The 13,593-nt window shown below is 34.6% G+C and carries 11 protein-coding genes and 2 pseudogenes; 8 read left to right on the forward strand and 5 right to left on the reverse strand.

Features of this window, described 5'->3' with window-relative positions:
* Nucleotides 1–383: 383 nt before the first annotated feature.
* The 4 genes from ACIQ2X_RS07475 (at nt 384) to ACIQ2X_RS07490 (ending at nt 4,640) form a co-directional block, all read left to right on the forward strand.
* Nucleotides 384–3,074 carry a TonB-dependent receptor gene (locus ACIQ2X_RS07475; protein WP_396178306.1) on the forward strand — a complete coding sequence of 897 codons (2,691 nt, stop codon included), beginning with the start codon at nt 384–386 and terminating at the stop codon, nt 3,072–3,074.
* Nucleotides 3,075–3,168: 94 nt separating this feature from the next.
* A complete protein-coding gene (locus tag ACIQ2X_RS07480) occupies nt 3,169–3,597 on the forward strand; it encodes a hypothetical protein (protein ID WP_396178307.1) in 429 nt (142 codons plus the stop codon).
* A gap of 181 nt (nt 3,598–3,778) precedes the next feature.
* A complete protein-coding gene (locus tag ACIQ2X_RS07485) occupies nt 3,779–4,249 on the forward strand; it encodes a septal ring lytic transglycosylase RlpA family protein (protein WP_396178308.1) in 471 nt (156 codons plus the stop codon).
* Nucleotides 4,250–4,253: 4 nt separating this feature from the next.
* A complete protein-coding gene (locus tag ACIQ2X_RS07490) occupies nt 4,254–4,640 on the forward strand; it encodes a septal ring lytic transglycosylase RlpA family protein (protein ID WP_396178309.1) in 387 nt (128 codons plus the stop codon).
* Between the two features lie 181 nt (nt 4,641–4,821).
* On the opposite strand, the gene ACIQ2X_RS07495 is transcribed toward ACIQ2X_RS07490, so the two are convergent.
* The gene (locus ACIQ2X_RS07495; RefSeq protein WP_396178310.1) at nt 4,822–5,217 is read right to left on the reverse strand and encodes an acyl-CoA thioesterase; all 396 of its coding nucleotides are present in this window, start codon (nt 5,215–5,217) and stop codon (nt 4,822–4,824) included.
* 287 nt (nt 5,218–5,504) lie between these two features.
* Here ACIQ2X_RS07495 and ACIQ2X_RS07500 point away from each other — a divergent pair, with 287 nt between their 5' ends.
* Nucleotides 5,505–6,809 carry an OmpA family protein gene (locus ACIQ2X_RS07500; RefSeq protein ID WP_396178311.1) on the forward strand — a complete coding sequence of 435 codons (1,305 nt, stop codon included), beginning with the start codon at nt 5,505–5,507 and terminating at the stop codon, nt 6,807–6,809.
* A gap of 192 nt (nt 6,810–7,001) precedes the next feature.
* Here the strand turns inward: ACIQ2X_RS07500 and ACIQ2X_RS07505 are convergent, their stop codons facing one another.
* Both ACIQ2X_RS07505 and ACIQ2X_RS07510 read right to left on the reverse strand, forming a co-directional pair.
* Entirely contained in the window at nt 7,002–8,057 is a 1,056-nt protein-coding gene (locus ACIQ2X_RS07505) for an AMP-binding protein (RefSeq protein ID WP_396178312.1), read from the reverse strand.
* Between the two features lie 4 nt (nt 8,058–8,061).
* Complete coding sequence (locus tag ACIQ2X_RS07510) at nt 8,062–8,988, reverse strand: lysostaphin resistance A-like protein (protein ID WP_396178313.1); 927 nt, start codon at nt 8,986–8,988, stop codon at nt 8,062–8,064.
* A 69-nt stretch (nt 8,989–9,057) separates the two neighbouring features.
* Here ACIQ2X_RS07510 and ACIQ2X_RS07515 point away from each other — a divergent pair, with 69 nt between their 5' ends.
* From ACIQ2X_RS07515 to ACIQ2X_RS07525, 3 genes are all read left to right on the forward strand, one after another.
* Complete coding sequence (locus ACIQ2X_RS07515; RefSeq protein WP_396178314.1) at nt 9,058–9,399, forward strand: arsenate reductase family protein; 342 nt, start codon at nt 9,058–9,060, stop codon at nt 9,397–9,399.
* Nucleotides 9,400–9,494: 95 nt separating this feature from the next.
* Nucleotides 9,495–11,966: a TonB-dependent receptor domain-containing protein gene (locus tag ACIQ2X_RS07520; protein ID WP_396178315.1), complete on the forward strand. Its 2,472-nt coding sequence runs from the start codon at nt 9,495–9,497 to the stop codon at nt 11,964–11,966.
* Between the two features lie 86 nt (nt 11,967–12,052).
* Complete coding sequence (locus ACIQ2X_RS07525; protein ID WP_396178316.1) at nt 12,053–12,928, forward strand: cation diffusion facilitator family transporter; 876 nt, start codon at nt 12,053–12,055, stop codon at nt 12,926–12,928.
* A 57-nt stretch (nt 12,929–12,985) separates the two neighbouring features.
* Here ACIQ2X_RS07525 and ACIQ2X_RS07530 read toward each other — a convergent pair.
* Together ACIQ2X_RS07530 and ACIQ2X_RS07535 are read right to left on the reverse strand one after the other, a co-directional pair.
* Nucleotides 12,986–13,245: pseudogene (locus tag ACIQ2X_RS07530) on the reverse strand (Txe/YoeB family addiction module toxin).
* Between the two features lies 1 nt (nt 13,246).
* Nucleotides 13,247–13,463, reverse strand: a pseudogene (locus ACIQ2X_RS07535) (type II toxin-antitoxin system Phd/YefM family antitoxin).
* Nucleotides 13,464–13,593 lie beyond the last annotated feature (130 nt).

Here is a 13,593-nt window from a genome sequence, read left to right on the forward strand (position 1 = left end):
AACTAATGAAAAAATTAAACAAGTAGAATTATCAATTAATAACAGACCTATTAGAAAATTCAATTATCTTAGTCCAATTGAAACTCTAAATAATAAGTTTGTTGCACTTATGAATTGAACACAGCATTTTAAAAGTTTTATGCTTCGCATCTCTGTTTTGCGAAGCATTTTTTTTGATAATTATTTAGCAGAGCAAAAAAATCATCAAAAATCATTAAATGGTTTGTTGTTAATTTAAGATAAAATGTAATAATAATTTATTTATTGGCTTCAAAATCAATTTTTTTTAAGGATTGCGATTAGAAAATGACATTTTAATAATGATTAATTAATGTTGTTCTCGGATTTGTATTGTTATTTTGTCCAAAAATTATAACAATAAAATGAAAGCAACTAGAGATTGGTTATTATCAGGATTATTACTGTTAGTGGTTTCTGCAGTAATGGGTCAAGGAAAAATTACAGGAACTATTATTGACGAAACATTAAATTCGGGAGTTCCAGGAGTTAACGTCACCATTAAAGGGACTTCAGTTGGAACCGTGACCGATATGGATGGAAAATTCAGCATCGAAACTACTGCCGAAAAAGGACAATTGATTGTTTCCTTCGTAGGATTTGAAACAGCGGTCATTAGTTTTACGGTTCAAAACGGTCAAACGGTCGATTTGGGAAGCATCCGATTAAAAGAAGATGCAGGTCAGTTGGAAGAAGTGGTTGTTGTAGGACGCGGAATTATCGATTTAGCTAAAGATAGAAAAACGCCTATCGCAGTTTCTACTATTAAATCAGCAGAAATTGTGGAGAAAATTGGAGCAATGGACATTACCCAAACTATGGTCAATACGCCCTCCGTTTATGTAGCGGGTCAAGCGGGTGGATTTGGAGATTCGAGAATTTCAGTTCGTGGTTTTCAACAAGATAATACTGCATTTTTGTTAAACGGGCAACCTATTAACGGTATGGAAGACGGTAAGATGTATTGGTCTAATTGGAGTGGAATGTCGGATATTGCAAATTTCATTCAAATTCAAAGAGGTTTGGGATCTTCTAAACTTGCTATTTCATCCGTTGGAGGAACCGTTAATTTTGTAACCAAGGCTACTGATAAAAAAGAGGGTGGTTTTGTTTCTTCAGGAGTTGGTAACGACTCGTTTTTAAAAACTACAGCAGCATACAATACTGGAATAATGAAAAACGGTTTTGGTGTGAGTGTATTATTGACGCATTGGCAAGGTGACGGTTATAACGAAGGAACTCAAGGTAGAGGACAAAACTATTTTATTTCTTTTGGGTACAAACCTAATGACAAACATACTTTTAATTTTTTAATTACAGGTGCACCCCAAGAACATGATCAAAATTTCACCAAAAGAATTTCAGATTATTTAACTTTTGGCAGAAAATACAACAGCAATTGGGGAACTCTTGACGGAGAATATGTTTCCGAAAGAACGAATTTTTACCATAAACCTGTGGCAAATTTAAATTGGGATTACAATATAAACTCAACCACATCTTTATCTACAGTAGTATATGCATCGTGGGGTAGAGGTGGAGGAACCGGAAATTACGGAAGAGGAAAAGGACAGCTTACCAGCGATGGACAAATTAATTTTGACGAAATTTATTCAAAAAATGTACAAGCTACTAATGGAATTGGAACTGCAGCAAACTATGCAATTCGTGCTTCTATGAATAATCATGCTTGGTATGGAATTGTATCTAATTTTAAAAAGGAATTAGATAAAAACTTGAATTTGAACTTCGGTTTGGACCTCAGAACATATAATGGAGACCACTACCGCCAAATTTCAAACTTTGTAGGTTTAAAGGGTTGGACTGAAAGTAGATTTTTAAGAGATAACAATCATGTGATACCAAATCCCAACACATTGCCAAGTCTATCAAATACAGTAACAGCATCGTATAATATTGATCCGTGGCATTCATTTTTTAATAATGCGCCAGGAAATCAAAAAATAGATTATGATTATAGCGAAACTATTTCTTATGGCGGTGTTTTTGGTCAACTGGAATATGCAAATGATAATTTTTCAACTTTTGTTCAAGGAGCAGTTTCTAACCAAACCCACCAACGCTTTGACTACTATGATTATCAAAAAGAGTTTCAAGATTCAGAAAAAGTAGCCAACATTGGTTATAACGTAAAAGGAGGTATAGCTTATGTAATTGCAAATAAACATTCTGTTTATGCCAATGCAGGATATTATTCTCGTCAGCCGTACCACGATAATATTTATTTAAACTTTACCAATCAGGTTAATCCACTAACTGAAAATGAAAAAGTATTAGGTTTAGAGGCAGGTTACAGCTTTAAATCTAAAATATTTAACGCAAGTATCAATGCTTACAGAACTACTTGGGAAGACAGAGTGATTACTACATCCGGTGTTGTTGCTAAAACGGATACCATTGGTACAACTATTGTAAATGCTGGAGATTTAATTTTTACAGAAAATCAAGGTGTAAAACAAGTGCACTCGGGTGTTGAGTTAGATTTTGTATTAAAACCAACTAATAATATTGATTTAAAAGGTTTTGCTTCTGTAGGGAATTGGATTTACGAAGGTGATGCAATCAGTACTTTACGCGATGAAAATTTAAATCCTTTGGATGTAACAAAAACAGATATTGATGGAGGTAAAGTTGGGGATGCCGCTCAAACTTCATGGGGATTGGGAATTCGGTATGAATTATTACCTAGATTTTCTATAGATGCAGATTGGAGAAATTACGACAAATTGTATGCTAATACGGTAACCAACAATAATTTAGAGCTTCCAAACTATGATTTAACGGATGCTGGAATATCCTATAAAATGTTAGTAGGCAAAAACAAACAAAATGCTATAAACATCAGAATAAACGTGAACAACGTTTTTAACGAAATTTATTTATCAGAAATTTCATCATCTAATGCATCAGGAAATGTAAACGGTATTTTTCCAACAACAAGTGAATCAGAAACCTATAAAGGAATTGATGTTCGAAACAACGCCTTCTTTGGCTTAGGAAGAACTTGGAATGCATCCATTCGCTACACATTCTAGTTAAACACAGATTAAATTTAAAGCCTTGCTCAACGGCAAGGCTTTTTTATGCAAATTTTTAACTATATTTGATTTCCTAAAAAAATTTAAAACAATGACGACATACGAAATCATTCAGAAAGCACATTCAGGTTGGGCTTATTTAGTAATTTTAATTTTAGTAATTGCTGTAATTAACGCGTTTATAGGGTTTTCATCTAAAAAAGAGTTCACAGCCAAGGACCGAAAAATCGCTTTATTTGCATTAATTTTTACACACATTCAATTGTTGTTTGGATTAGTCTTGTACTTTGTATCGCCACTTGGGAAAGCTGTTTTGGGCGAAATGAAAGACCCAGCGCTTCGTTTAACATCCTTAGAGCATCCGCTGATAAATATTATTGCAATAATCCTCATTACAGTTGGTTGGTCAAAACACAAAAATTTGACAACATCAAACGCTAAATTCAAAACTTTTGCTATTTTTTATACATTGGGTTTAGTATTGATTCTTTCGCGAATTCCTTATAAAATGTGGTTGTAAAACCAGCAAAGCTTCATGTTTATGGAGCTTTTTTGATTTTAAGGTATAGTATTTGTTGTACTGCAAAATCGTTATAATTCAAAAATATTCCTGAAGTGATTCAGCATTTTTTTTCGAAAGAAAAATTTTGTTAGATAAGTTCGCTTCCATTTGAATGATCAAAAACAATAAAGAACAACTTATGAAAAATAAATTTCTAACATTAATTTCATTTGTTTTCGCCGTACTTTTTTTTAGTAGTTTTTCTCCTAAAAACGTTTTCTCACAAGAGCCAAAAAAAGTTACGCAAGACACCCTGATAAAAAATGCTAGCATCGCCGACAGCTTGGGATTAGCATCCAATTTGAATCTTAAATTGCATAAAAAAAATGCACATGCATCCTATTATCACAATAAATTCAATGGAAGAAGAACGGCAAGCGGAACCAAGTTTGATAACGAAAAATACACAGCCGCTCATCGAAAACTTCCCTTCGGCACAAAAGTTAAAGTAACCAATGAAGTCAACGGAAAGTCTGTAATTGTTACCGTAACCGATCGAGGTCCTTTTTCAAAAGGAAGAGAAATTGACCTTACTCGTCGTGCTTTTATGGATATCGCTGCCAATAAAAACGCAGGAAATTTAAAAGTGACTATTGAAATTATCAAATAAAACGATGGATTTCCGGTGTTTAAAAACAGGAACTATTCTTTTTTTGTCCATTCTACTTGTAAATTGTTCTTCTAAAAAACCCACCAATGTAACGGTTTATAAAAAAAACGTAGAGGCCTCGTATTATGCCGATAAATTTGACGGAAGGAAAACGGCTAGTGGCGCTATTTTTAGTAATAGGAAATTGACAGCCGCACACCGAAAGTTGGCTTTTGGAACCCAATTAAGGGTCACCAATGTTGCTAATAAAAAATCCGTAATTGTTACAGTTAACGATCGGGGTCCTTTCAAAAAAAAACGTGAGCTCGACTTATCGAAAGAAGCTTTTATGGAAATTACCGACAATAAAAATCATGGAGTGCTTACGGTAACAATTGAGATTATAAAATAAGCCTTTTACAGGCTTTTTTTAGGCAAAAATTTTCAATATTATACACCTAATGATTTGTGTTTTTATAAACAAGATCGAAATTTAATTCAAGCTTTTTAATTAGAAGTGGCTGCATAACGCAGCTCAAAAGGAGGAATGATGTTTTAAGTAAGCGTAACTAAATCATGAGGTACAGCTTGTTTCATTCGTTTAAATTCAGTCGGTTTCGTACAAACTCAATTTGGGATTTACCGTGGGCTTTTGGTTTTCCATCTTCGCCCAAACTAACCATTGTAATAGAATCTATAGTAATAATGGTGTCCCACGTCATGATATTACGTACTTCACATTTTAATGTTAGTGATGAGGTGCCAAATTTGACCACATCAATTCCAATTTCAATAATATCGCCTTGTTTTGCCGAACTTCTAAAATTAATTTCCGACATGTGTTTGGTAACAATTCGTGTATTTTCCAATTGAATAATCGCATACAAAGCTAATTCTTCGTCAATCCAAGCGAGTAACTTTCCTCCAAAAAGAGTTGAATTCGGATTTAAATCTTCGGGTTTGACCCATTTCCTTGTGTGAAATCGCATATATTCTAATTTTCAGGTTATTACATCAAAAGTACTTTGTAAAATCCATTTTGTCAAATTAATGTAAATTTACAGTAAACATAAAAGTACAAAAAAGGGGTATCAAAACGATTTTTATTGAAAAAACAGTATTTTTTTTGACAATTACAACGATTTCGTTAAGAACTTTTCTCTATTTATTAAAAATATCGTAATTTAAAAACAAAATTTTGTGAAAATTTATGTTAAAATATTTTTTTGGTTCGGAAATATGACGTTATTTTGCGAATAAATTAAACAGTAAAATTATGAGAAAGTATCTACTTACATTAACCAGTGTTTTAGCTTTAAGTTCGGCTTATGCCCAAACTGAAGAGAAAAGTCAAGATGCTGAAAATAAAGGATCTGATTACAACAAGTGGTCTATTGAATTAAACGTTGGGCAAAATAAACCAAATAAGCCTTTTGCTCCAGGTTATTTTTCATCAGATCAAGAAAAATATTTTAATTTCGGAGGCGTAAATCATTTTGATTTAGGTGCTAGATATATGTTCAATCCAAATTTCGGAGCAAAATTAGATTTTGGTTATGATATGATGGAAAATCAATCAGGAACAACATCTTTGCCTTTTGAAACAAATCAATATAGAGTAGGATTTCAAGGTATAGCTAACCTTGGAAGAATCATGAGATTTGAAACATTCACAAGTCGTTTTGGTATCTTAGCTCATGCTGGTTTACAAGTTTCTCGTCTTGATGTAAAGTCTGGAATTAACAACGGATTGACTGAAGATAATGGAGGAGTTATTATTGGATTAACGCCTCAGTTCCGAATCAGTAACCGAATTGTGTTGACAGGAGATTTTACTTACTTGAGTAACTTTAGACAACATTTAAATTGGGATGGATCACGATCAGCTACATCTAATAACTTAACAGGTTCAATGCTAAACACTTCTTTAGGTTTGACATTTTATCTAGGTAAAAATGACGTACATGCGGATTGGTTTGTATTGGATTCTGCATTGAAAGAACAATTGGATGGTGTAGAAAAAAGACTTGCTGATGTTGAAAAAGGCTTAGTTGATTCTGACAAAGATGGTGTGGCTGATATGTTTGATGCTGAACCAAATACTATGGCTGGAGTTGCTACGGATACTAAAGGTAGAACTATTGACCGTAATGGAAACGGAATCGCTGATGAGTTAGAGCGTTACTTTGATTCTAAATATGCTAGCGATAAAGGTACTCCAGGTTCTGACTTTGATATTAAAAGACTTATCAACGAAGGTTACGTAAATGCATATTTCGACTTTACTGCTACAACTCCGACACCTGCTTCTACAGACGGTTTAAATTTCTTAGTTCGATATTTAAATGCTAATCCATCTGCTACTGCAAATGTTATTGGATATGCTGACGAAATTGGATCTAATGAATATAACGATAACTTATCTAAAGCACGTGCTACTAAAGTAAAACAAATTTTAGTAGATGCTGGAATCAGCGCTTCAAGATTGAATATCGTAGCTAATGGTGAAGATAATTCAGTTGATAAATCATCTAAAGAGGCACGTAAAATCGTAAGAAGAGTTACTTTTCAAATTAAATAATTTGTAAGAATAAATAGCTAACAAAAAAGCCTGATTCATTGAATCAGGCTTTTTTTTTGGGTCTTACTTGATAATTGTTTTATAATAAATAGGGATGTTTTTAGGGATTTTTTTAAAAGTAATGTTGATCAAATAGGTTTGAATGTCTCAACCATTTAAATTCTTGTTTAGCCTTTAAACAAGGTTTGCGTTTTATTTTTTCACAAGAAGCAACGTTTCTCTTCGCAATATCTTTCCATTCAAAGAATCCTTAAATTGTTTTAGAAAATGAATTTCTTTCGGTTTTTCAAATTTATCTAAACCTTTAAACATATCTGAGTCAATAGTAAACGGTTCCGACTCAATTAGCAGAACCAATTTTTCTCCTAAGTCGTTGTCTGGTTTTCCGCTGATCATAAATCGAGGACTTATCTTATCGGCAAGTTTTTCTTCTACTTGTTCCGGATTGATTTTTATACCTCCTGAGTTAATCACATTGTCCAATCGTCCAAGAAACTTAAATTGGTCGCCGCCTACGATTTCAACCAAGTCGTTGGTAATTATGGGTTCGTTTGTCAGTAACGGTGCGTGAATAATTAAACAATTTCGGTCGTCCTTTTCTATGGAAACATCGGGCATCAACCGAAAAGCTTTTTCACCCACTCTTTTAGCAGCAATGTGCGAAACGGTTTCAGTCATACCAAAAGTTTCGTAACATTCCGTTTTTTTTAGTCCAAGCAGCTGCTTTTCTAATTTAGTGCTGATTTTTGCTCCTCCTACAATTAATTTTTTTATTAAGTGCAATTCGTCTAATGAGTTCTGAGCTTGGAGCGGCACCATTGCACAAAAATCATAAGTATCGTCCAGCTTTTTCAGGGGTTGTAGCGAAGGAGGGACAAAGTCCATGTGAAGACCCAAAACAAAACTTCGTACAAACATCATTTTTCCAGCCACATATTTCATAGGCAAGCAATTGAGGATTTTATTCCCATACTGCAAGTCGAAAAATACACCAGATGCTAAAGCCGAATTTACCATAGACTGTTTGTTCACACGAATTAATTTCGGAATTCCAGTGCTGCCTGAGGTATGCATTTCGATATACGGCTTTTCATCAAACCAATCCAGCAGAAATTGCCCCACTGGTTTCTCAAAATCTTCTCCTTCCTTTATAAAACTGTAGGCTACAATATAAAAGTCGTCTTTTGTTAAACTACGTCCGTTTAATTTGAATTTAGGATGAACGTCGAGGTATGTTGGTTTTTCCATAGTGTTATAAGTTTATTGAGTTTCGGATTTCTGTAGTTTGTAATGTTCCAAAAAGTTTTTGACGCCAGTTTTTCCAACGGTACTTTTTGCTAAAAATGAAAAGGAGAATCGGGAAAATGATAAAAACAGGTAGTATAACGTCATATCCTGCCGAGGGTTCTGCTATGTCTTTCAAGATGGAATGCGTTTGAAATGCCGACCAATCGGATGTCAATAACAAGGCCCCAAATAAATTATTTGCTGCATGAAAACCTAAAGCCAATTCCAAACCTTCGTCCATCAATGTCAATATTCCCAAAAAGAAACCAGTCCCAACATAATATATGAGTATGATGTAACCCATTTTTCCTACCTCCGGATTTGCAATATGCATAAGTCCAAATGCAAATGAGGTAAATACAAAAGGAAACCAACGGGTTTTAGTGGCAAGTCCCAATCCTTGCATCAAATAACCTCTAAAAAAATATTCTTCAAAACTCGTTTGCAAAGGAATTAATAGTAAAGCCAAAAGTAGAAACACTAAAAACGGAATGGGCTTAAAATTGTAAACATAATTTTCTGGATTTGTAAAATAGGAAATCAAAATCGTTCCAATCACGAAAGCGCCCCATAGAAAAAAGGCAAATAAAATACGACCCCAGTCGACGGTGCTTCGTGATGTTGTAAAACTTATCAAACCTTGTTCGTGTACATATTTCACCCAAAGTAGCAGTCCCATACACATAGCTGAAAGTGGACCAACCATCAAAACAAAAGCGGCATTCACGCCAATGCTGTCAATCAAATTTTGAATCAAAACCTCGGCATCACTATTTTTAGTCGAAATATAATTGTAAATTATCAGTACAAAAAAACACAAGGGTAGCGGAAGATAAATGAGTAGACTTGATTTTTTTTGGATCAATTGTTCAATGTACATAGTCAATTTCATTTTTAGTTAAAAAAGTAAGCACTAATTTACTCCAAATTCTCTAATGTTTTCGGTTATTTGTAAAAAAAGATGATACAAGTATACCACAATAACCGTTGCGGAAAATCGCGTGAAGCTGTTCAAATTTTAGAAAAGTCAGGAAAAGAGTTTGAGATCATAAAATATTTAGAATATCCCCCAACTTTTAAAGAAATCCAAACCTTACTTAAAAAGTTAGATTATAAACCACTTGATTTAGTAAGAACGAAAGAATCTATTTGGATCGAAAAATTTAAATCAAAAACGCTTTCAGATCAGGATGTTGTGAATGCATTAGCTGCATACCCCATTTTGATTGAGCGGCCTATTATTGTTAATGGCGAAAAAGCAATTGTAGCTCGACCGATTGAAAAATTAAATGATTTTTTATAACACTTTTAGCCGTTCATTTAACACTAATTTGGGAACAACCCCTTAAACCATAAGGTATTTTTGCTGTCTAATTAAAAATTAAAAAAACATTTTTCATGCGACAGTTTCAAGTTTTTATCATTTTACTCGCCTTATTTTTTGTAAATTTTAGTTTCGCACAGCAATCTGATGCCAAGAAAGTAAAAGTTTCAGGTAAAGTTTTTGATAAGATTACCAAACAACCACTCGAATACACAACCATTACATTTGTTGAAGTTCAAAACCCAAGTGCGGTTTCCGGAGGCATTACGGATGCTAAAGGAGCGTTTAACATTGAAGTTAAATCGGGCACTTATAATATTAAAATTGAATTTATTTCTTTTAAACCCGTAGAGTTTCAAAACCGTGCCATAAATTCGGATGTAAATTTGGGTACGTTTGCTTTAGTGGAAGATGCCACAATGCTTGATGTCGTCGAAGTTAGAAAAGAAGAGTCAACAGTCGAGATCAAGCTCGATAAGAAAGTCTACAACGTCGGGCAAGATATGATGGTAAAAGGCGGAACCGTAAGTGATGTTTTAGACAACGTTCCTTCGGTATCCGTTGATGTTGAAGGCAATGTAAGTTTAAGAGGGAATGATAATGTACGAATTTTAATTGACGGAAAACCATCGGGTCTTGGCGGTATTAATATCTCGGAAGCCCTCAAATTAATTCCCGCAGAGACTATTGACAAAGTTGAAGTAATCACCAATCCATCTGCTCGATACGATGCCGAAGGAGGAGGGGGTATTATCAATATCGTTTTAAAAAAAGGTAAAAACTTGGGTATTAATGGAACCGTGACCGCGATAACGGGAAATCCGGATAATTTTGGAATAAACGGTACGATCAATTTACGAACCAAGCATTTCAATGTTTTTACAACTCAAGGATACAGTTATTCCAATGGTCCCGGAAATTCATTAACCGATACCGAATATTTAGACGCGGATGGTTTGCCTACAAGTTACGTAGACGAAAGAAGAAATAACCAGCGAATCCGAAAAGGTTACAATGGAAATATCGGTGCCGAATTGTTCATTTCGCCCACGACATCTTGGACCAATACCTTTGCTTACCGAAAAAGCGACGGTGAAAATCCCGATAACGTATTTCTATATCAGTACAATCAAAACAGGGTTTTAAACACCATTACCAATCGATTCAACGATGAAAGAAGTGATGATACCGATTATGATTACTCTACTAATTTTATCAAAAAATTCAAAACAGACGGCCACCAATTGAGCATTGATGGATCGTACTCTATCAGTAAAGATAATGACATGTCTTTGATTGACATCAACGAAAATGATGTATTGACCAATACTTTATTGAATGACCAGCAGCGAACGGGAAATATTCAAAAGCAAAAAAGAATGCTTTTACAGGCCGATTATATTTTGCCTATAGGCAACAAACACCGATTTGAAGCGGGATACAGAGGAAACTTAATGGACTTAACGACTGATTATGCTGTTGAAAATTTAGACGCTGGAATTTGGATCAACGACGCTCAATTTACCAATGCGTTGCAATATAAAGAAAGAGTCAATGCACTCTACACACAATTTGGTTCTAAAATCAATAAGTTTTCGTATTTGTTGGGATTGCGTTTTGAAGATTCAAATATTGAAATCAATCAGTTTACACAAGCCAATTTCAATACTAAAAACTACAATAATTTATTCCCAAGTGCTTTTATTACTTATGAATTAGGCGATTTCCAAAACGTATCTTTAAGTTACAGCAAGCGAATTTCGCGTCCGCGTTCACGATTCATCAACCCGTTTTCGAGCTTGTCCAGTAACATCAATTTATTTCGAGGAAATCCCGATTTAGACCCATCGCTGACGGATTCTTACGATTTGGGTTATTTAAAAAAGTGGAACAAACTCACTTTTAATACCTCTGCATATTTCAATAGAACCAAAGATGCTGTACAATTTGTGCGAAACACCGAAATCATCAACAACACTTCAGTATTAGTAACTTCTCCAGTAAACGTGGGATTTGAAGACCGTTTTGGTTTTGAATTTACATTAAATTACAATGCCTACAAATGGTGGAAACTGAACGGAAATTTCAACTTTTTCCGAAATCAAACTAGTGGCGATTACACATTTGTAAACCTCAATGGCGAGTCTGAGAATATCGATTTTAGCAACACCGCATTGTCTTGGTTTGCAAGAATTACATCTAAAGTGTCTTTGCCTTCGGGAATTGAATGGCAAACAAATGGTACCTACAATGCACCACAAACCAATGCCCAAGGACGTTCAAGAGGAATTGCAAGTATGAATTTGGCCTTTAGTAAAGATGTAATGAAAGACAAAGGAACAATTGCTTTGAATGTTAGCGACGTTTTTAACTCTCGAAAAAGAATTATGGAAACCAACCTACCATCGCAAAATGCCTATTCCGAAATGCAATGGCGCGAAAGACAAGTCAATTTATCCTTTACCTACCGTTTCAACCGAAAGAAATCCGAAAGAGACCGACCTCGCGGAGAAGGCGGCGAAGAAGGAGAATACATGGGTGGTTAAAATAAAACGAAAAGCGGTCTATTTAGATCGCTTTTTTTGTGTCTATTCATAAATATGGGATAACTTTGTACTTCTAAAAAAAATTGATGCAATCCAATATCCAAAAAGCGATTCAGGCAACGTATCTAAGTATTATTGGAAATTTTGTTTTGGCTGTAGCCAAAGGAATTACTGGAGTTTTAGGAAATTCGTATGCCTTAGTTGCCGATGCCATTGAGTCCATGACCGATGTATTTTCTTCGGCTTTGGTTTTGTTCGGACTCAAATATTCCACCCGCCCCGCCGATTCGAATCATCCGTACGGTCACGGTCGAGCCGAAACCTTGGTTACTTTTTTGGTGGTGGGTTTTTTATTGATTTCTGCAACGATCATCGCTTATGAAAGTGTCATCAATATTCAAACGCCGCACGAAGTTCCCGAAAAATTTACGTTAATCGTTTTAGCAGTCATTATTGTTATAAAAGAAAGTTTTTACCAAGTAGTTTCGAGAAAAGGAAAGGAAACCAATAGTTCTTCATTAAAGGCAGACGCTTGGCACCATCGGAGTGATGCTTTGACTTCGCTTATGGCTTTTATCGGAATTTCAATTGCCATTTACATGGGTCCGGGTTATGAAACGGCTGATGATTGGGCGGCATTAATTGCGTCTTTTTTTATTGTTTATAATGCCTATTTGATTTTCAGACCTGCTTTGGGCGAAATTCTCGACGAACACGTTTACGATGATTTAGTGGAAGAAATCCGTGTCATTGCCGAGAAAGTCGATGGTGTTCAAGGAACAGAAAAATGCTTTGTCCGAAAAACTGGAATGACGTATTGGGTGGATTTACATTTATTGGTTAACGGAAATTTATCGGTAACCGAAGGACATGAAATTTCGCATGCTGCCAAAGATGCCTTGATGGAACAACTTCCGGAATTGGCAAATATCCTAATTCATATTGAGCCTATAGAATTGTGATATTGAGAAAGTGAAATACCAAATCTTCACTCTTTGCAAGTGAATCCGTAAAAACGTTTATTGATCGTATTGAAACCTACATTTAAAATCTGTATTTCATCTTCTAGAAACCTATAGATGAAGCGGTGTTCGTCGTCAATTCTTCGAGACATAAATCCAGCATATTTGTGTTTTAAAGGTTCTGGTTTTCCAATTATATCAAATGGTGTTCGGGAAATGTGCTTTGGCAACTCATTGTTTTTTTTCATCTTTTTTGGGTCTATTTTTAGCCAATACAAATAATCTTCCCAAGATGCGTCAACAATAACATATTTCATCTTAGTCTTCGATTAATTCTTTCGAAAAAGATGTTCTGTTTTTTAATTTTTCAATTGCCGAGTCAAGGCGTTTCTCATTCGTTCTAGATGACAATTCATAATTGGTAGAAACCAACGAATTGTATGCTTCGAGAGACTAATCACAATTCCTGAATCTTTACCTCGATTAATGATAAGGTTTCAAAATTTTTAGTCACCCTGTCAAAATAGGGTTTTATATCTTTTCACTATTATCCGAAAGTCTAAAATAAAAAAAGCCTGAGATTCCCTTATTTTTGTTTTGCGAAAAATAAAATAATTTTATGGGACTCTTCAGGCGAAACAAAAATATCAAAAAACCTGTTATTC

This window comes from Flavobacterium sp., from assembly GCF_044368625.1.
GTDB lineage: Bacteria > Bacteroidota > Bacteroidia > Flavobacteriales > Flavobacteriaceae > Flavobacterium.